Origin of the sequence: Mesorhizobium sp. M1E.F.Ca.ET.041.01.1.1 (genome assembly GCF_003997355.1) — a bacterium.
GTDB lineage: Bacteria > Pseudomonadota > Alphaproteobacteria > Rhizobiales > Rhizobiaceae > Mesorhizobium.
This window is the reverse complement of the sequence record NZ_RZSL01000004.1, coordinates 28,127-46,295: the sequence shown is the minus strand read 5'-3', so window position 1 is coordinate 46,295 and position 18,169 is coordinate 28,127. Positions and strand designations below refer to the sequence as shown.

The window sequence follows — 18,169 nt, the reverse complement described above, 5'->3', positions numbered from 1 at the left end:
TTCCCGGTACAAAATGTATCGCCGTCTCACGACATCCCAAATCTAGCCCGGTCGACGTATATTGGGAAGCACATGGAGGTGTCCGCTGAAACCGACTCCCATCCAAAAAAACATAAGGTACCGTCCATCATACTCCTGTTTCGCTTGCATTGCGCAGAACTTAAGCTCGTTAATTTTCGCTTAGAAAATTCTAGAACTATACTGCAAGAGATCCTCCGAAATCCTAGACCTCTTTCATACCGGGCACAACGCAAACGTTTCGCTCAGGTTGCAACCTAAGCTGTCAAACACCTTTTAAGAGAGCGGTGTCCAATGAAGTCCGGCTTGGCAAACCTGCGCAGGTTCTACTGTGGCAGACTGAGCTTCGCCATTCGGCCTCCATCGATCGTCCACACCTGACCGGTGATAAACGAGGATTCTGGCGAAGCCAGCCAGACTACGAGGTTCGCGACCTCCTCCGGCTTCCCCGTTCGCCCAATTGGATGGATATTACCGATCTGCTGGCGAAAGCGCTTGGGGTCCGGCATGCTCTCGATGAAATCCAAGTTCAGGTCGGTGTCGATCCAGCCAGGCGCGACAGCGTTGCAGCGCACACCTTCGGCGCCGTGGTCGATCGCAACCGCGCGGGTGAGACCGTGGAGACCAGCCTTGGAGGCGCAATAGGCCGCGTGTTTCGGGTTGGATCCCAGCCCCTCGATCGATCCGACATTCACGATCGCGCCGCCAGTGGACCGCAGGTGAGGCATCGCCGCCTTTATCAGCACGAATGGGGTGGTCAGATTTATGGCGATCGTCCTCTCCCAATCTGCTAGGCTCATATCTTCGACGAGCGCCTCCTGCATGACCCCGGCGTTGTTTACCAGGACATCGAGCCGTCCCGCCCGTTCGACAACCGCTTTGATAGCATGAGCCGCCTTGGTCGGAGCTGTGAAGTCGACCGAAATGGCCTCGAATTCCCGGTCCTCACCACGTTGAGCGGTGAACACGCGAGCGCCCTCGTCCCTTAGACGTCGCGCAGTCGCAAGACCGATGCCGCTACGCCCGCCCGTCACGAGAGCCACCTTACCTGCAAACCTTTTATCCAACTGCCTTTCCACCCTTCACTTCGACGAGCGACATGCATAGGCAGCGGGACATCGCGTGAGGCACGATGGTCTGGGCGATGCCACCGCCTCTGCGATCTGCCGAGCGGACTAGCTTGCCAAGCTCTGCCCCTATCCGCAGGATCGACGGGGAAGCGGTGAAGACGCTTCCCCGGTTCTGCTACCTCAAACCCAGATGCCATCCCGCTGATCGAGACCCGCGGCTTCCTTCCCCCCGCCGAAGTTCCCCCCGACGACTGGCTTCTGCAGCGGCGGAAGCGGAGTATTACATACTCAGGATCCGGCAAGCCGAGCCTTGCTTGTGTCATTCTAATCGTAAGCACCAGCAACTGCCCTGAGAATGCACAAAAGGTTTCGCTAGGGTTAAAACCAGTTTATGCCTCGCGCAGTCGTGCGCAAGCTGTTCGGACCTGCGACATCGCCTTATTTCGGAACCAGCTGGCGGTTTGGTGAGTACCGGCACACGGGCTCCTTGTCCGGGTGCAGCAGAACTCGTAGGCCTCCGTTGCCTTGCGCCAAGCTCCTGGAGTAATGCGGGCATGGCTGTTCTAAAACATCCCAGGACGTACCCCCGGGCCTCGTAGGCGTATGCGCGGTCTGCAATCAGGTCGATCGTTCGACGACCTTCGAACGATCGCAGCCCGTACGTCTCTATTTCGCGATAAGCCTCTGCTTGACAGCGCCTTGGCGGCAACCTCAGCTTTGAACGCGCTCTGTTGGGGTATGAATGCGGCCCACCGAGAGCGCTGGCTGGCGCTTGCCGAGTAAACTCTGCCATGCAGAATCTCAGTCTCCTGCGACTGGCAGCCAACCAGCTGGGCCGGTATTGATTCGGGCCTGGCCGAGCTCGACGCGGGTGAGATCGTTGAGCGGGCGATCTTGGCCGTGGAGCTGACGCTCGAGGAATTGCCGAACCCGCGCAAGACGACCTGGAGAGCGAGTATGCCAGGCTGGAAGTTAACAGGCTGCCCAGCAATTGAGGGGGACCCGACGGGTGCAACACCTGTTTTTTCTTCCAGGGGGAACTCGGCCCTGCTATGGCCGATCCTACCGCACGTCGCTGATCAGCGACCGGACTTTCGAGAAGCGGCAGTGCGCCTTTCGTCCGGTCAGCCTTTCTCCTGACGCAAACACATGCGGATCGCCGCGGACGGGGAAAGTCGTCCCGCGTCCCGTCCTGCGGCCTGCGCTTTGCTGACGCTCCTACGGCTGTCCCGTTCACCGCCCGAGGCAGGGGCGAATTTCCTCCGTCCTACGCACGACAACCGTCCGCTGTTGCGGACGCGCGCGGGACTGCCGGTTTCCCTGTTGGAGGGCCGACAGTCGCTGGCTCGGAGGTTAACCGGAAACGGGTGCGTCGAGGACCAGCGATCCTGTGCGCCATCCGCTGATCGTATGGCTCCCTGGCGGTTCTTCTTCGCTGCGCTAGCGCTTCAGCAGCTTCAACAATGATGCACGTCGGCTTCATCATCTTCAGCGGCTGGCGCTTGAACCCGGCAACACCACACGGTGGACACAAGCGCCGCTCCGCCAGGTAGCAAGGGAAATCGAACCTATGTAACCGACCACTCAATTAAGCCGACGGCCCGCTGAAGTATCGCCTCCGTCCGAGCGATGTCAGGCGAGCTGGCGGTCACATATCCGATTAAGTCTCGGTGATCGCCTCTCCTTTTGATCGTGGTGTTTGGTTCAAGGTAAAGCTTCACTTTGGCGACGCCAGGTACAGCAGCCGCCCGGCTGACGCCATCGATCCAATCGAGAACGCCGTCCCGTTCAGGAACTAGGAATTGCGCAGCAGCAGTTTCTGAACGGGTTCCGCGCAAATCGCCCTCATCGCCGATCACGAGTTTAATGTGCTCTCGGATAAGATTGATACCGCAAGCTAGCTCAACTAGCTCAACACCGGGCGAGCCCGACATACGCGGATTTACTTCAATGACGACCGGCCCATGTGCCGTCCACCTGAGTTCAACGTTGGTCGGACCCCAGTGAAGGTCGAGAGCCTGTAAACACCTCAGTGAAACATCGGCGATGCGCTCATCCTCTTCATTGGTAAGCAAGGCCGGATAGGCGCATCTATTATATACGAAATGCGGCGAGGGACCGAATTCGAGAGAGGCGATTCCAATGACGTCATCTCCCATCATCTCCACCCAATAATGAAAGCCTTTCACAAATTGTTCCACTAATATTCTTGCTGGGGACTGCCATGTACTCCACCTGCTTGATAGATAAGCAGTATGCTGGATTAGCTCCTCGCTACTGCCGCACAATCGGACCCCCTCGCTGCCGCCGGTGTCCGTGGCTGGTTTTACAATTACAGGAAAGCCGATTTTAGCGGCAGAGCTTACAACCTCGCTCGCATTCGTTGCCAACGCGTAGGCAGGAATTGGAATGTCGGCTTGCCCAAGCAGCTGACGTTGAGTGAATTTATCGCAGCATCGTTCAACCGATTCGGCGTTCGGACCTGGCAGATTGAAATGTCGACAGAGCATGCCGACTGTCGCATATGCAGCTTCCTCCGAGCTCGTAATCCCAGCAATATCATAGGTCGCATGCAGCCGAACACACTCGCAAATCAGCGCATCGAGATTGGATGTGTCCACACAGATTACCTCACTGTCTTCTGCGGCATGATAGTAGTGCCTAAGTGGATCAGCCGCCAGGGTAATCGAGTGCAGGCCAAGACTTCGGGCCGCTTGGACATATAGAGGACCATTGTTCCTTGTACCCTCGATCAGGATAAGCGCTCTTCTTTTCATGTTTGTCGACTCCGAATAGCTTGTCTGGTTTTTTTCCGCGCGTGAGTTCGTCCAACATACCACTGCTCGTGGTTTGCGATTGGTAAATTCTTGTGAAGTAGTTGTATTTATCTGTTGCAGGATGTGACGTCATGACCACCAAAAAGAGTGTCTTGGTTGCCGCAATATAGGCCTATTCTTCTCGCGCAAGTCGGCTGGGGAATGAGAGGCGCGATGATGGGATCCGTTACCGCCGCACCGATCCTGGTGAAGGACCAGAGATCCCATGGCAACGGGTGATGACCGGTGTCTACATCACTCAGCTGGCTGGGGAGCGTCTGGGAGAAGGTACGATGCACGAGCTTCTGCTCGTCGCGCGAACTGTCATTCAAACGAGCTTGGTGAACGGCCTTACACCTAACCTACAGCGGCCTCAAGAACGCACCGCCAAACTGCTGGATAGCTTCATCGATTCGGTTGACGTTCACCGTGCTTTTGACTACGAAACTATGGATCAAGTAGTGCGACGCACAGAAACTTCGATGGGTAGATCATCTTGCTTTGTCACCCCAGGCAGCAGGATGGCCCACCAGAATTAACCAATAGAAAATCTCACCAGCAAGTGTAGCCACCATCCACCAACAATACCGTTCCCGTGATATAGGTTGACGCGTCGCTAGCAAGAAATTGGACGGCAGATGCAATCTCATGAGGTTGGCCGAAGCGGCCCATTGGCGTCCGATCAGACCATGCCCTGACCACTTCTACAGGATACTGGTCGGTCATCTCTGACTGTACGAATCCAGGCGCCACTGCGTTCACCCGAACCCCAGATCTTGCCCATTCGCAAGCAAGGGTTTTGGTTACCATAGTTACCCCCGCCTTGCTCGCATTGTAAGCCGTGACTACGGATTCCTGTCGGGTGACAACATCTCCACATATCGAACTGATATTTACAATCACGCCGGAACCGCGCTCCGCCATGAGAGAGCCGAAGGTGCGACTGCAGTAGAACAGGCCGTCCAAGTTGACTGAAAGGACAGCTCGCCAATCCTCGTCGGTGGTATATTTCGTCGGCGCCGCGCGGGACACCCCGGCATTGTTAATAAGGATGTCAGGGCAAACGGCGATGCCATCGGCGAGATCGCGTACCGCCTGCGAGTCCCTAACATCGAGCTGATAGACTTTAGGCTTGACTGGAAACTGATCTGCCGCCGCGGCCACGCGAACCCGATCCCTTCCAGTGAGAATTATATCGGCGCCAGCTTCTTGTAATGTAAGCGCGACTTGCAATCCGATGCCGCGTGCTCCGCCGGTCACCAAAGCGGTCTTCCCACTCAGACCGAATCTGCCATCGATGAATGATTTACTCATGTATAAGCCCTATCCCTTCTGGAATGTTTCCCGCCTATCGTCTGATGGCCTGCCTTCTTTTTCTAAGCGCGTCTTATCACCTCCTACTGCGACGATAACGGCAGTTGCTGTGTTACTTCCATTCATGCGTTTTTTGGGAACTCAGAGTAACTGTCGTATGGCGCCAACAATGCTGTCCCGTGTTGGAAAAAAGTCCTTCTCAAGAGCCGGACTGAATGGGACATGAATATCTGGAGCACTCAGCCGCAAGATAGGTCGCTTCAAAAGATCGAAGGACTCTTCCGCCATCACCGCTGCGATTTCACTTCCGACGTTGCAGATACGGTGTCCGTTCTCGACAATAATCAGCCGTCCGGTCTTCTCGATTGACATCTTGATTGCCTCATAATCGAGCGGCTTCAATGTACGTGGATCGATCACTTCGACCGAAATGCCTTCCTCGATGAGGTAGTTGGCAGCTTCCATGGTCGGCCTGATAGCACCGGCGATGGCAACGACGGTAACGTGCTCCCCCTCGCGCTTCACGTCCGCTTTGCCAATTGGGATTAAATGGTCCGGATCCGTGGGGACGTCGCCTTTGAGAGGCCAGAGGCGGGTGTCCTCGAAGACGAGCACAGGATCGCCGTCGCGAATGGCGGATTTCATGAGGCCTTTGATATCGGCAGCGCTGGTCGGGCTGATAATCTTAAGGCCCGGCACGTTCATAAAAAGCGGGTAAGGCCGGTCGGCATGCTGTGCCGCTTCGGAGCCCGTCGAGAACATACAGCAGCGAAAGACGATTGGGATGTCTATCTGGCCCCCAGTCATATACCGCAATTTTGAGGCCTGGTTTACAATCTGGTCACAAGCGAGATAGATGAAACTGGCAGTTGAAATGTCTACAATCGGTCGCAAACCATTGATGGCAGCCCCGATGCCAAGTCCCGTAAAACTGCCTTCTGAAATTGGCATGTTCCAAACCCGGTTCTTGCCGAAGCATTCGATAAGCTTGCCGCCGCCATGAACTGAGACGTCCTCTCCCAACAATACAACGCGCTCATCCCGATGCATTTCCTCTAGCTGGGCCTGCACGATTGCCTCAAAATAGGTCATCTGAATATGGGGACCGGGCGTGGCTGCGTCTCTGTGGGTATCGTCTTTCACATCCATTAATCCCTCCAGCCCACCCTTAGCGGGCAATGGTCGACACGAACATATAGTCGGGCAACGTTTCGGGCCGGGGCATGGGGCTAGCCAAAGCAAACTGTACGGCCTGTGTGACGGCTTGGGCCACTTCATGCTCGATGGTTGCTAGAGTCTCTTCATTTACACCCTCTTCGAGCAGCACAGTGCGATATAGCAAAATTGGGTCCCGGTCGCGTTTGTGTGCCTCGACTTCTGCGACCTGTCGATAAGGCTCCCCAGAAACGGCCAAGCCTATATTGTGTTCATCGAACCGATAAGTGTTGGCCACTATGAGAGTGGGTCCCTGCCCCGCGCGTGCTCGCGTGACCGCATATGCCGCAGATTGATAGACGGCACTGACGTCCTGTCCGTCTACTATTTCTCCTGGAATTCCGTAACCTGCCGCTCGTAGGGCAATGTCCGGCTGTCCGTGGCTTGTTGCTACGGAGGTGGTCATTGCATAGCCATTGTTCTCGCAAAGATAAATGACGGGAAGCCTCCACAACGAGGCCATGTTGAGGCTCTCGTGAAAAGTGCCCTGGTTCACTGCTCCGTCGCCGAAAAAGCAAAGGGTAACCTGATCGACGCCGCGCACCTTGGCGCTAAATGCGCATCCTGTGGCAAGAGGAATGCCCCCTCCGACGATTCCCGATTCACTGATAATCCCCACTGAACTGTCCGCAAAATGCATCGAACCGCCACGCCCCTTACAAACGCCGCCCTCCTTACCCATCAGTTCTGCCATAAGCGCCTGCAAATGCGCGCCCTTCGCAATCGGATGGCCATGCGAACGGTGTGTTCCGGTCATGGCGTCATCGTCCCGGAGGGCGAGGCTTGCTCCGACGATAGCGCCTTCCTGACCCACGGTCGTGTGAAACCAACCAGGGATCTGACCACCGTTGAACAGGCGCCTACCTTCTTCTTCGAATCGGCGGATGCGAAGCATCCGTCGAAAAGCCTCTAGCCTACGATCGCCCTTCAACTGCATGACCCAACCCTGCCCGTCAGCAAGGGGCGATCGCCTGCATTCCAACAGCGCGCATCGGCTAAATCCTCGTGCTCGAGCTCCGAAGGTACGTGGCGGGTCTCTTCGGCATTCTCCTGGCGAGGCACGATCTCGGCAGGCACTTTCATCTGGTTCTCTGTCAGCATGGCCTTGTTCCTTCCGGCTCGCACAACCCTGTGCATGCGTCATGCCATTTGACCTGAAGGCTCGCATTACACTGTTCTTCATCGAAGAAAGGCGTCGTGAAAGAACTGCACAGACCTCCTTTGTTCGAAGTTCGCCAACAATGTCGGATCCTGAACTGGCCCCCATTTCGGCCGGACAGTCGGCCTAACGCGGGAGGCTTGGGGATATCCTCAAGCACAGGCTTATGGCTGACGACTGTCGACGGATTGAACTGATCACCGGGGAGGTACGGCGCCGACACTGGACGACGACCGAACAGAAGCTGCAGATTATCGAGGAGAGTTTCCTTCCGGGTGAGACCGTGTCCTCTGTCGCCGCACGATGAGGCGTGGCGCCAAATCTCTTGTATCGTTGGCGCCGTTTATTGAAGGAAGGCGGAACGGCTGCGGTGGGATCGGACGAATCTGTGGTCGGGAGTTCGGAAGTGCGGCGGCTTGAAGAGCGCCTTCGCGACCTCGAGCGGCTTCTCGGCCGCAAGACCATGGAAGTGGAGATCCTCAAAGACGCGCTGGCCAGGTCGGAGTCAAAAAACCGAACTTGCGGCTCTTGTCGCAGCCGAGGGACGGTTCCCGATGAAGGCCGTTGCCGAGACCCTCGGGGCGGCGCGTTCCCATCTCCATGAGTTGCATCGCCTGGTGAAGCCGCGCGGGCCTTATCGCAACCCCGATGACGATGGGCTCTTGGAGCTGGTCGCCGCCTGATCGACGAACGCCCGACCTATGGCGATCGTCGCATCACAGCCCTGACGAACAGGGAACGCGAAAGACGGCGAACCGGCCGTCAATCACAAGCGCGTCTTCCGTGTCATGCGCCAGCGAAACAGGCGCGACAGCACGCGCACGAGTAAAAAGAGCCCGGCCTGCACGAGATCCAGCGTGTGCCGTCGGGCGAGACACCACCACCCGGTACGATACAATCAGGCGGGATGGTAGATGAGAGCTATGCAGCGCCGCGATGAGGCCGATCTCAGCTCCCAAATGCCTGAGATTGGCTTCGCGCGCAGGCGTTTCGGCCGCGTATAAGGTGCCGCCTTGTGAAAGGGATCGCAGCAACCTCAGCCGGCAGCATGAACACTGCGTGATAGAGCACCGGCAGCAGTTCATTCTGGCGTGCGGCAAGCCAGTCCCGGCAGGCCTGACCCTGGCATTTGGGACTGTGCCGGCTGCGACAGGAATTGTAGGCCACGCGGATCGACCGCAGGAGCGGCAGCCGTAGACTGGCCGCCCAGTTCGGCGGTCCGGCAGAGCTCGATCGCGCTCATCACACGCCGCTCGATGCGAGCCTAGATAGCCGTCATGAACCTGTCTATATACTTCGCCATGGCGGCGGAAGATATCCGCCACCTTCAGTCTCGCCGACATGGCGGTACCACTCACCCTGGCGGCACCTCGATGTTCAGCCGGGCTTGTCGTGCGTCGGATGAGGCTGTTCGAGACCTTAGCGTAGCGCGCCGCCGGACAGATTGTTGTGGCCGAGTAGAACCTGGATGGTGCGGATGTCGGTGCGTTCTGAAGATGCGTGGCGAAGCTGTGCCTGAGCGTGTGGACCGTCACCCGCTTAGGCGGCCGCACGCGCCGAACGACAAGCCCAAATAACACCCGCGCGCGGGAAACAGCCAGTCCCGCGGCTTCGCCAAGCCGCCAGTAGACTCGCAGATGCGCAGAAGCTGCGCCGACAGCATCACGGTGCGGTCCTTGTCGCCCTTGCCGTGCTCAACACGGATCACCCCGCGACCGCTGTCGATGTCGCCGACCTTCAGCCCGACAGTCTCCAAGCACTGAGACCTGCTCTTAGGCCGTCGTCAGGGCCGTACGGCACTTCAGGCTCGGCACCGCCTCTAGGAAGGCCACGACTTCGTCGGCGCTCAATACCACCGGCAGCGTGCGTAGCGAGCGAGCATAGACGATCCGCTCCGGACTCTCGGCATGGCCCAGCGTCACGCCGTAGAGGAACCGCAGCGCGCACACCGTCTGGTTCAGCGCAGCCACGAGATTCCGGTCGACATCAAATGAACTTGGAAGGCGCGCACGTCCTCCAGACCGAGCCGGTCCGGCGAACGGCCAAGTAGCGCGAAAACTTCGCCGCGGCATGCACGTGGGGATCGCTGCGTGGCCGGCGGCAGATTACGGATCGTCATATCCTCGATCATGCGCCGGGGAACTGGGGTCAACTTGGCCATTTCTGTAGCTCCTGTTCTCAGATTGCGCTTCAACAGCCGCGATCCTTCAAAACAGAAGCGTTCCTGCAAACCGATCCGCCAAATGCCGCGTTAGCGGCTTCGTTCAATCCTCAAAATGCCCACATCGCCAAAAATCTGCCAAAGTAGCACTAGGCTGCGTCGCGACGGATCGCCTCTGGTGGACTCCGACAGGCAAGTCAGAGAAAGCTCGAAAAATCAACACTGGGGCGTTTCCGTCGGACGCTCAGCTTAGCTACATCCGTGGCAGACTTATTGGACTTGCTCAGCGCGGCGGCAGCACGATCGAAGAACTCTGGAGGAAGGCCCTCTCCGGGTTAGTAGAGTCAAAAAGATTTGTCCCCTGTGACGCAAATGCGAAAAGCAAGCCGACCAGGGGAGTCGTGATCAGTAGGGCGGAAATCGCACAGCATTTCTCTTCCAACAAACGCCCAGCCTCGGCATGTATATCTAGGGAATAGTGCATATTTATCCTCCGAGATAGCGTTCCGTCACGACAGGAGGGACTTCTCATAGTATCGCGCTGCCTCAGGTTTCTTGTCAAGCAGGTCCCGGCTGTGACGTAAGCAGATGAATTGACCGCCCCATGGAGCACCGAACACGCCGAACGATGACGACCGATCCGCGCTCCATACACCGAAGCTCCACATTGTTGTGTCCCCAGCCAAGATCGAGAGCATGCAAACCACTCAGCGAAATGTCTGCTACACGAAAATCGTCGTCACGAAGCGCCAACCCAGTGTGACCTGACACTGACCGGCTATTGCCTGCAATTCGACCAATATCCTTGGCGGAATGGCCACATGCGCCACCCCCAACAGAGACCGTGTGTTCGGAGGCTAACAGCGGACTTGCTGCAAATCTGACGCCACAGCTGCCACTGCCCGACTGCTGGTCAGAGTATCGACAGCACTCGCGGGTCAGGGCGTCGACCATGGACTTGGATGCCTCCACCCCCCTTTCTACGAATGTAGGCGGGCGAGTTGGACCAACGAAAAGCCAACTTCCGCAAAAGTGCTGAGCCAGATGCGCAACAAACAGCTTTTCCGCGGATCTCTCAAGAATTGGACAATTTGAAGAGACTCGGCCGAAATCCCTAGGCCACCAAAGCCTCATCAAACGGGCATCTCGTGAGATTTTCAACTCCGCTCTCGGTCACGAGCACCTGCTCTTCCAGTTTTACGCCTTCCCGCCCACCGACGGCACCGATATAAGCCTCGACGCACAGGGTCATTCCGGGCTCGAGAACATAGTCGAATGCTCCCGGGATGAAGTCTTCAGGATAGAGAATCGCGGGATATTCGTCGCAAAGACCAATGCCATGCATCATGACGCCATATCGCTGCTTGACGAAATCCGCGGGAAGCTTGTGGCTGCGCTGAGTGAGTTCGGTGAAAGAGACGCCCGGCTTTAGCATAGCCATGTTTGCAGCTACGTGCTCGTAGGCTATGTCGTGCAGCCTTCGCTGTGCTTCGGTGGGTCGGCCGTCACCGCAGTGCCAAGTGCGGGAGAAGTCGGCACACATGCCGTACGGGCCCACCATATCGGTGTCGAAGGCGACGAGGTCTCCTGAGACAATGCGACGGGGGCCGGCCTCCTGCATCCAGGGGTTCGTGCGCGGGCCGGAAGTTAAAATGCGCGTTTCGATCCACTCGCCACCACGTGCGATGTTTTCGGCATGAAGAACCGACCAAAGTTCCGTTTCGGCTATGCCGGGCTGCAAACGTTCTCGCATTTTGGCAACGGCAATCTCGCAGGTCGCGAGAGAGCAGCGCATGGCGTTGATCTCGTCGATTCCCTTAATGGCCCTGGCGTGCTCCATGAGCTGCATGCCGTTGCAAACCTCGATGCCAACTGCATCTAGCGCACGAAGGCCGGGGATTTCGATCTTGTCGACGGCAAGACGACGGTTTTTGCCACCAGAGCGGCGCAACAGTTCGTCAATTTGTCCGGCAAAGTCCTTGGCGACTGCTTCTTCTTGGTCGCCGGCAACGAAATAGTAAAAGCCGGCCCCGCCATCCCGGGTTTCGTTGATGAGCGGCAGATAGGTTGACAGGTGGCTGCAACGATGGAAATCCCAGAGAACGACATAGCCGTCGGCCGATACGAACACAGCTCGTGACGGATTGTGCATGATCCATATGTGCATGTTCGAGGAATCTGAAGCGTATCGTATGTTCAGCGGGTCGAAGCAGAGCACGCCCGCATAGTCTCTTTGGCGGAGTTGCAGAACAATCCGATCAAGACGGGTCTTGCGCATACGATCTAGGTTGGGCGTGGTCAGGCCCAAGGCTGCCCACTCCGCAAAGGCGACGTCCGTCGGCCCAATTTCAACCCGATCGTTGTCATCCATGCTCCCATCCGGCTTAAGTGCTTTTGCCACTCGCGTGGGATCAATTTTGTGGTTCACAATCGAAAACGAGGACATGTTAAGGCCGCCCTAGTGGCTCACTCTTACGTGGATCTAAGACCGGATTTCTTGGATGCTAAAGGCGGAAAAAATATTGCTCGATATAAAGTCAATTCATCTGCATTCGTGCTCTGGGGTGCCTGCGACCACAACTGGAACCAGGTAGCCTTCCAGCGCGCCGCAATGGGCAATCTGTCGATCCCAGAGCTTTGCCGGGAGCCCTGTCGTGCTAGTGGTTTACGCCTGACATAAGAGTTCGGCTGAGGATTCCCTTTTGTGAGTGCGCATGCGAGTCTGGTACATGCGCACAGGAATATACCTCACCGTTTCTTCGATTGATCGTCAGCCTCTCTCTGATCAGCGCGCCCATCGCAGTGCGCTGCAGAAGCACGTTTGGCGCGCAGAGATCATTCTGTTGAGCAGCGACGGCGTGGGCACCCTCGAGATCATGCGGCAATCTGGTAAGTTCAAGACTTGCGTGTGGCGCGCCAGTGCAAGCTCTGCAACGATCCGCAGTTCGTCGACAAACTGCGCAACGTCGTCGGCCATGCCACTAGTTGATCCACCGGCTCACGCTATCCTGTTGTCGGTCGACGAGAAGAGCCCAGATCCAGGCGCTCGACCGCACCCAGCCCGGCCTGCCCATGAAGGGTAGGCTCGGCACCACGACCACGACTACAAGTGCAACGGCACGACCACCCTGTTTGCCGCCCTTACCGTGCTCGATGGCACCGTTATCGGCAGGAACATGCAGCGCCATCGTCACCAGGAATTCATCCGCCTCACTCAACGCTGTCGATGCCGAGGTGGCGGCCAGCAGGGCCATCCACGTCGTTCTTGACAACTACGCCGCTCACAAGCACCCCAAGGCGCGTGCCTGCTCGGCCGCCATCAGCGCCTCACCTTCCGCTTCCACCTTAAGCGTCACGAGCACCGCACGGCTGTCCTTGGTTGACAGAGGCAGGGTCAGATGCGGGCCGCTTTGACTCGCTGCGGCATGGTACGAGCGGATGGCGACGACCGCCTTTGCAACGGCGGCGACGCCCGCGCCGTCGAGACGGGAGTTCACCCCCTTTGTGTCCCGGATTAGGACGGCGTCATCTGGGTCTACGGCGCCAATGATGACGACGGGATCTTCACCGATGAAGGCTTCGAGGAGGTCAAACTCCTCCTCGAAGAACATCATCGCGTCTCCCCATCGAAAGCTTGACCCCAGCACTCCGGTGCTCAGGTTCTCTGGCCACCAGATACGCACGTCTGCGGTCTTCACCGGATGCGTACCACGCAGGCTCAAGTTGGCGTTTGGAATTGGCAACGCTTCCGGAGCGAAACGTTATGACGAACTGAACGTCAAGGGACTCTCCATCGCTGACCTAATGAGCGTGGAAAGCTCTACGAGGAGATGCTGGACCTCATGGAAGAATCCGGGGAATTTCCGATTCCTGACCCACGGGGCCACTCCCGTCGTGTATCGCACAACGAAGGTGCAGGCGGCAATGCGCCCAGATGGAACCCCACTATATCTCGATTGCAAGCCAGTTTCGGGCTGAGCGACATCTGTGGCTTTCGTCCCAACAAGAAGCGTTCCAGGACCGCTATTCTAAGCCAGAACGATTCGGCGCTCGCGAAATACGTGTAGAGGAGCGCCGCCACTTCATAGGCGCTTACTACATAGCGGACACGGACACCGGTTGCCCGAGGTTATCGGTCCCTGGATGCCAGATTCAATCATTGAATTTGATGCGCAGCATGATGTTGATGCCCCATTCGTTATTAGCGCGCCGGCGGGAACAGTGGGCGCCTCCGCCTTACCCCCATAAGCCGTACCCTCATAGGGCGCGCGAACCGGGCACTGCTTGTGCGGCACAGCTGAACCATGGACGCCTGCCGAGGGTGCCCACCAACCGCAGTTCCCCAGTTGCGAAGCCCTCGAGGCCACCCCGTTTTTATGTTACGCCGTCGCAATCGCCGGGTTCGGCTGTTCGGCCGGAACACCCCAATTGCTCGCCATGGAATGCCAATGCATTACGCCAGACCCGCGGTCTGTTGCGCTGATGAAAGGCTTCGCGCCTGACAAATTGCCTAAGCCCAGCCAAGATTTTAAACAAATCGGCCCCCAGTTTCCGCGAGGGATGAACGTTCAGCAGGTCAACGATTTGGAGCTTAACGGGAAATGGCATCTAAAGCTGTGCTCCGGGTCCTGCAGGCTCACTGAGGATGGGGGAGCGACGCGGCCACAGATGCGATCTTGAGCGTAACGACACCGGGTGTGGAACTCGCAGCCGGATGGCCGGTACATCACGCTTGGCACTTCGCCCTTGAGCTCAATCCTGTTGAGCACTGCGTCTGGGTCCGGTTCGGGATTGGCCGCAAGCAGCGCTTCGGTATAGGGATGGCTTGGCTGATGGAAAATACTCTGCGTCGTGCCGACTTCAATGAAGCGGCCGAGATACATGATTGCCATGCGGTCAGTTATGTGGCGCACTACATTGAGGTTGTGCGTGATTATCAGGATCGCGATGCCTAGTTCGTCCTGCAGGCGAGTGAGAAGATTTAGCACCTCGCCTTGCACCGAGACATCCAAGCCCGCGGTCGGCTCATCGGCGATGATCAAGTCCGGATTGAGCGCTAGGGCGCGCGCCACGCTGACGCGCCTGGCTTGACCACCGGAGAGTTGATGAGGATAGCGGCCAACAAAATCGGCCGGCAAGCCCACCATCCGCAGGAGGCGCGTCGCTTCAGCTCCTAAATCGCGATCCTTCAGCCCATGGATGCGGAAAGGCTCGGTCAAGATCGATCGCACCGTCAGCCTGGGCGAAAGTGAACCGATCGGATCCTGAAACGTCATCGCCATGCGTCGCAAGTAGGGCTTGCGTTCTACCGCACTGAGGTCCGTGAGTTCCTGCCCATCGAAGCTGATGCTGCCGCTCACCGCCCGCTGCAGGCCAATCATCGTGCGAGCGACGGTGGATTTTCCGGAGCCGCTCTCGCCGACAAGGGCCAGCGTCTCACCCTTGTGAATTTCAAAAGAAACACTGCATACCGCGTCGATGAAAGGCGCATTTGTCCCGGTCGCGAGCGCTTTAAGCGGCCCCATCGTGCGGAAGCGGACGCAGAGGTCCCGAACACTGACAAGGGCACTCATGCCGAAACTAGTCGATTTTCTTCGAGCAGATGGCATCGTGCCGTCTGCCCTGGGCTGATCGGGCGATCGACTGGCTGTTCCTCGAGACAGCGATCATATGCCTGCGGGCATCGCGCGCTGAAGATGCACCCCTTCTTCAAGCCCAGGAGGCTGGGCACCTCGCCGGAAATGGTCGGCAATGTGCGTGTGGTTCGTTTAAGCCGCCCCGGGTCGCACTCAAGCAGGGCGCGGGTGTAGGGATGAGCGGGATTGCGGAATATGCTGCGCACATCGCCTTGTTCGACCACTTCGCCGGCATACATGACGACGACCCGGTCGCACAACTCAGCCACAGCTCCAAGATGATGGGATACGAAGAGGACGGAGCAACCGATCTCCCTTTGGAGATTTTTGAGCAGATGGATGATCTGGACTTCAAGTGTCGCATCGAGCGCAGTCGTCGGCTCGTCGGCGATGAGGAGCACGGGTTTTACAAGCAGCGCCATGGCTATACATATCCGCTGACGCATGCCGCCGGAAAAGTGGTGCGGATAGGCCCCGATCCGGTTTTGCGGATCCGGAATTCCGACCCGGTGTAGCATGTCGATGGCACGAGCACGCTTTTCACTCCGGCTTTTTTGCTGGTGGTGCTGGATGTCGATCATCTGGTTCTCAACGGTGCGCACAGGATTAAGCGCAGTCATTGGATCTTGAAAAACCATGGAAAGTCGATCGCCAAGCAGGCTACGCTGCGACTGAGCCGGCATCTTCAGCAGGTCTCGCCCTTCAAACAGGATCTCGCCACCTGTGACATCGGCATTTTCCGAAAGCAGACCCATCACCGTATACGCAAGCGTCGACTTTCCAGATCCGCTTTCGCCGACAACGCCGACCACCTCTGCGGCTGCGACATTAAGCGACACGTTTCGCAGTGCATGAATGCGCCCCTCTGGTGTCCCGAAATCAAGATGGAGGTGACGTATCTCCAGGAGGGGTGTGGTCGATTGCGATGACCGATCGTGTGGTATCATAGATCTTTCCGCAGCTTTGGATCGAACATGTCGCGTAGCGCCTCACCCAGGAATGTGAAGCCCAGCGTTGCGAGGACGATTGGAATACCACCGCCAACCACAAGCCACGGCGTCTGCTGGATGTAATTATAGCCGTCGTTGAGGATTGCTCCCCAATCGGGCGTGGGTGGACGTACGCCCAAACCAAGGAAGCTGAGACCGGCCTCCACCGCGATTACCGCGGGCACGTCCATGCTCACGAGGATGAGAAGCGGGCCGATAACATTAGGCAGTACGTGCACTGCCAGGATGCGCATCGTGCCAGCGCCCAGAGTGCGTTCTGCGGCGATGTATTCACTGTTGCGTAGCGCCTCTGTCTGGGTCCTCACGACCCGTGCATAAATGGGCATAGAGGTGATTGCGATAACAAAAATCATGCTGGCCAGGCTGGGTCCAAGTAAGCCGATAATCGCCAACGCGAAGATGATGCCCGGAAAGGAGCGGATCGTATCGAATAAAAGAAGGAGCAAATTGTCCAGCCACCTCGGTCCGAAGCCTGCGATCAGACCAAGCACGAGGCCGGCTGCCAGCGAACTGCCTAGCGAGGCGAAGGCGACAAGCAGCGGGACGCGGCCGCCCATCATGACGCGCGAGAATGTGTCGCGGCCCAGTTGATCGGTGCCCAGAAGAAAAAGTAGTGACGGGTCCGCCAAGCGCGGCCCCACCATGATGCGGGTCGGATCATGTGTAATGATGATCGGGGCGAAGATCGCGCTTGCGAAAACGATCGCGACCAGCGCGGCTCCAAGGACGCCAAGACGGTTCTTGCGCAGTTGCCGCACCGTCTTACGGAAGCTGCCGGGTGCTAGCTCTGGGCCAGTTTCGCCGCGGAGCGCTTCAAGGCTCGCCATGCTAAAGTTTCTCGCGGGTTCGAGGATCAAGAGAGGCAGCGATCAGATCGGACGCCGTCGTCGCCAAGACAGTAACAACAGTGGTGACTAGCACGGCCCCTATTACGACTGCATAGTTGCGCGTGTTGACCGCCTGTACAATCAAGGCACCGATACCTGGTCTTGCGAAAACGACCTCGATAAAGACAGCTGACGAAAGCAACCACGCTATGCCCACGCCGAGGATCGTCACTGTCGGCAGGATCGCAAGCGGCAGCGCGTAATGCAAAACAATGCGCCATTCGGAAATGCCGAAGGAACGGGCCATTCGCACATGGTTTTCACCCAGGATCTCCATCATGGATGCCCGTACCAGCCGGGAGATGTATCCAACCCAGCCGATCCCGACGGCGAAGGCTGGCAGAATGAGATGAACAAGGCCGTCCAAAAAACCCTGTCCGGCTCCGACTGCTGGTAACCAATGGAGCGTGACAGCGAAGATCAGGAGTGCGTAGACAGCCATGACGAACGAAGGAATCGCGATCGTGGCGACTGCCATGATCGCGACGATCTGGTCGATGACAGAATTACGCCTCATGGCCGAATAACAACCGAGCGGCACCGCAATCGCCACCGCCCACAAAATCGAGACGAAGATTAGTTCGATAGTATAAGGAAGTTGCTCGAATATTATGTCCGCAACCGGACGTTGGCTCAACACATCAAAACCAAGATTGCCTTGCAGCAGCCCTTCGAAGAAAATGACGATCTGCACGGCAAGCGGCTTATCCAGCCCCATCTCCCGATGAAGGTGCGCTATCATTTCAGGCGTGGCGCGGGGACCTAGCAGAGCAACGGCTGGGTCGCCAGGCACCGCATGGATCATCATGAACACAAGGGTCACCGCGATCACCGTAATGGCGACCGCGAGGAAAACGCGTTTCAGTAGATAGATCCACACAGT

General features: G+C 57.6%; 14 protein-coding genes and 2 pseudogenes. 2 read left to right on the top strand and 14 right to left on the bottom strand.

The features are described 5' to 3' along the window. Positions 1-344: 344 nt before the first annotated feature. The 5 genes from EOA38_RS01225 to EOA38_RS01205 form a co-directional block, all read right to left on the bottom strand. Positions 345-1,052, bottom strand: coding sequence for an SDR family oxidoreductase (locus EOA38_RS01225; RefSeq protein WP_245468328.1), 708 nt, complete (start codon positions 1,050-1,052; stop codon positions 345-347). Positions 1,053-2,656: 1,604 nt separating this feature from the next. Further along, positions 2,657-3,865, bottom strand: a complete 1,209-nt coding sequence (locus EOA38_RS01220) for an acetyl-CoA carboxylase biotin carboxylase subunit family protein (protein WP_126080642.1) — start codon at positions 3,863-3,865, stop codon at positions 2,657-2,659. A 591-nt stretch (positions 3,866-4,456) separates the two neighbouring features. Continuing rightward, a complete protein-coding gene (locus tag EOA38_RS01215; RefSeq protein ID WP_245466459.1) occupies positions 4,457-5,218 on the bottom strand; it encodes an SDR family oxidoreductase in 762 nt (253 codons plus the stop codon). A 141-nt stretch (positions 5,219-5,359) separates the two neighbouring features. Beyond that, a complete protein-coding gene (locus EOA38_RS01210) occupies positions 5,360-6,367 on the bottom strand; it encodes a pyruvate dehydrogenase complex E1 component subunit beta (RefSeq protein WP_126080641.1) in 1,008 nt (335 codons plus the stop codon). Between the two features lie 19 nt (positions 6,368-6,386). Beyond that, positions 6,387-7,328, bottom strand: a complete 942-nt coding sequence (locus tag EOA38_RS01205) for a thiamine pyrophosphate-dependent dehydrogenase E1 component subunit alpha (RefSeq protein ID WP_245480723.1) — start codon at positions 7,326-7,328, stop codon at positions 6,387-6,389. Between the two features lie 430 nt (positions 7,329-7,758). Here EOA38_RS01205 and EOA38_RS40100 point away from each other — a divergent pair. Then, positions 7,759-8,386 (top strand): annotated as a pseudogene (locus EOA38_RS40100) (transposase); the annotation flags it as partial. Positions 8,387-8,540: 154 nt separating this feature from the next. On the opposite strand, the gene EOA38_RS01195 reads toward EOA38_RS40100, so the two are convergent. The 5 genes from EOA38_RS01195 to dddP all read right to left on the bottom strand — a co-directional run bounded on the left by EOA38_RS01195 (position 8,541) and on the right by dddP (position 12,199). Beyond that, entirely contained in the window at positions 8,541-8,759 is a 219-nt protein-coding gene (locus EOA38_RS01195; protein ID WP_245466460.1) for a transposase zinc-binding domain-containing protein, read from the bottom strand. A gap of 364 nt (positions 8,760-9,123) precedes the next feature. Next, positions 9,124-9,348, bottom strand: coding sequence for a tyrosine-type recombinase/integrase (locus EOA38_RS40095; RefSeq protein WP_245466461.1), 225 nt, complete (start codon positions 9,346-9,348; stop codon positions 9,124-9,126). A 16-nt stretch (positions 9,349-9,364) separates the two neighbouring features. After that, a complete protein-coding gene (locus tag EOA38_RS40090) occupies positions 9,365-9,562 on the bottom strand; it encodes a hypothetical protein (protein WP_245466462.1) in 198 nt (65 codons plus the stop codon). Continuing rightward, entirely contained in the window at positions 9,550-9,753 is a 204-nt protein-coding gene (locus tag EOA38_RS40085) for a hypothetical protein (RefSeq protein WP_245466463.1), read from the bottom strand. The genes EOA38_RS40090 and EOA38_RS40085 overlap by 13 nt, the downstream gene beginning before the upstream one ends. A gap of 1,114 nt (positions 9,754-10,867) precedes the next feature. Further along, positions 10,868-12,199 carry a dimethylsulfonioproprionate lyase DddP gene (gene dddP / locus EOA38_RS01185; protein ID WP_126080638.1) on the bottom strand — a complete coding sequence of 444 codons (1,332 nt, stop codon included), beginning with the start codon at positions 12,197-12,199 and terminating at the stop codon, positions 10,868-10,870. Positions 12,200-12,482: 283 nt separating this feature from the next. Between dddP and EOA38_RS01180 the strand changes: the two are divergent. Continuing rightward, positions 12,483-13,094, top strand: a pseudogene (locus EOA38_RS01180) (hypothetical protein); the annotation flags it as partial. Positions 13,095-14,321: 1,227 nt separating this feature from the next. On the opposite strand, the gene EOA38_RS01175 reads toward EOA38_RS01180, so the two are convergent. The 4 genes from EOA38_RS01175 to EOA38_RS01160 are packed head-to-tail and all read right to left on the bottom strand — an operon-like array spanning position 14,322 to position 18,166. Then, on the bottom strand, positions 14,322-15,326 hold the full coding sequence (locus tag EOA38_RS01175; RefSeq protein WP_126080637.1) for an ABC transporter ATP-binding protein: 1,005 nt from the start codon (positions 15,324-15,326) through the stop codon (positions 14,322-14,324). Beyond that, positions 15,323-16,336, bottom strand: a complete 1,014-nt coding sequence (locus EOA38_RS01170; protein WP_126080636.1) for an ABC transporter ATP-binding protein — start codon at positions 16,334-16,336, stop codon at positions 15,323-15,325. The genes EOA38_RS01175 and EOA38_RS01170 overlap by 4 nt, the downstream gene beginning before the upstream one ends. Further along, a complete protein-coding gene (locus EOA38_RS01165; RefSeq protein WP_126080635.1) occupies positions 16,333-17,226 on the bottom strand; it encodes an ABC transporter permease in 894 nt (297 codons plus the stop codon). The genes EOA38_RS01170 and EOA38_RS01165 overlap by 4 nt, the downstream gene beginning before the upstream one ends. A 1-nt stretch (position 17,227) precedes the next feature. Beyond that, the gene (locus tag EOA38_RS01160) at positions 17,228-18,166 is read right to left on the bottom strand and encodes an ABC transporter permease (RefSeq protein WP_126080634.1); all 939 of its coding nucleotides are present in this window, start codon (positions 18,164-18,166) and stop codon (positions 17,228-17,230) included. Positions 18,167-18,169: the final 3 nt, after the last annotated feature.

What these genes read in the sequence shown, in the direction of transcription:
- EOA38_RS01220 (WP_126080642.1), bottom strand. Translation starts at nt 3,865, where the DNA reads ATGAAAAGAAGAGCGCTTATCCTGATCGAGGGTACAAGGAACAATGGT.
- EOA38_RS01215 (WP_245466459.1), bottom strand. Translation starts at nt 5,218, where the DNA reads ATGAGTAAATCATTCATCGATGGCAGATTCGGTCTGAGTGGGAAGACC.
- EOA38_RS01210 (WP_126080641.1), bottom strand. Translation starts at nt 6,367, where the DNA reads ATGGATGTGAAAGACGATACCCACAGAGACGCAGCCACGCCCGGTCCC.
- EOA38_RS01205 (WP_245480723.1), bottom strand. Translation starts at nt 7,328, where the DNA reads ATGCTTCGCATCCGCCGATTCGAAGAAGAAGGTAGGCGCCTGTTCAAC.
- EOA38_RS40085 (WP_245466463.1), bottom strand. Translation starts at nt 9,753, where the DNA reads ATGGCCAAGTTGACCCCAGTTCCCCGGCGCATGATCGAGGATATGACG.
- dddP (WP_126080638.1), bottom strand. Translation starts at nt 12,199, where the DNA reads ATGTCCTCGTTTTCGATTGTGAACCACAAAATTGATCCCACGCGAGTG.
- EOA38_RS01175 (WP_126080637.1), bottom strand. Translation starts at nt 15,326, where the DNA reads ATGAGTGCCCTTGTCAGTGTTCGGGACCTCTGCGTCCGCTTCCGCACG.
- EOA38_RS01170 (WP_126080636.1), bottom strand. Translation starts at nt 16,336, where the DNA reads ATGATACCACACGATCGGTCATCGCAATCGACCACACCCCTCCTGGAG.
- EOA38_RS01165 (WP_126080635.1), bottom strand. Translation starts at nt 17,226, where the DNA reads ATGGCGAGCCTTGAAGCGCTCCGCGGCGAAACTGGCCCAGAGCTAGCA.